Annotated in this window: 1 protein-coding gene and 1 pseudogene; both read left to right on the top strand. The window is 77.8% G+C overall.

What is annotated here, in order from left to right:
- Positions 1 to 243: DUF2510 domain-containing protein (locus NWP09_RS13080; RefSeq protein WP_258275919.1), on the top strand; the 243-nt coding region annotated here is incomplete at its 5' end.
- 218 nt (positions 244 to 461) lie between these two features.
- A pseudogene (locus NWP09_RS13075) lies at positions 462 to 792 on the top strand (hypothetical protein); the annotation flags it as partial.

The following is a 792-nucleotide window of genomic DNA, read 5'->3' as shown; positions in this document are numbered from 1 at the left end:
GCGCAGCGCCGTGCCTACGAGGCGTGGCAGGCGCAGCAGCCTCCGCAGCCGGTGCCCGCCGGCTCGGCCGCCCACGAGGGCGCGCCGCAGCCGCTCGGCCTGCCCGACGCCGGCCCGGGGCGCGTGCCCGCGGACTGGTACGTCGACCCGTTCCGCCGTGCGGATGCGCGCTGGTTCGACGGGCGCGAGTGGACGTCGTCGGTGCTGCGCGCGGGCACGCGCGCGCACGACCAGCCGGGCTGATCGCGCGTCCGACCGGCGGCGCACCCCTGTCGCTCGAGCGCGCGATGCCCTAGGGTGGATCGGTCGGCTCGGGACAGGCGCGAATTCGTGTGCGCCACATGGAGTGTCACCGCGGCCGGAGTTCCCGCGAGCACCCTCGCGGACGACCAGATCCCCGCGATGCATGCGGCACTACCTGCGCGAGCGAGCGATCGCCCGTGCGCTGAAGAGACGAGCGAATGCCCAACGATCAGTCGCGCCCCCAGGGCGCCCGCCGACCCGACGACCGCGCCTCGCAGCGCCCCGGCTCCCGCAGCCCCGGCCATCGCGGCCACCGGCCCGCGAACGAGGACCGCCCCGCGAAGGACCGCTGGCGCCGCGACGACCGCGACCGCCGCGAGCAGGGCCAGCAGGGCTCGTCCCGCCGCCCGAACTGGACCCCGCCGGAGGAGCGGAAGCGCGACGACCGTCGCGGTCCCGCCTTCCGCACGCGCGGGGCAGCCCAGGGCGGCCGCGACCACCAGCGGGACGACCGGCTGCACCGCGGCGAGCGCCCGCGCACCTTCGACC

Source organism: Agrococcus sp. HG114 (assembly GCF_024723325.1).
GTDB lineage: Bacteria > Actinomycetota > Actinomycetes > Actinomycetales > Microbacteriaceae > Agrococcus.
Note: the sequence above shows the minus strand (reverse complement) of the source record. Positions and strands in the feature narration are given on the sequence as shown.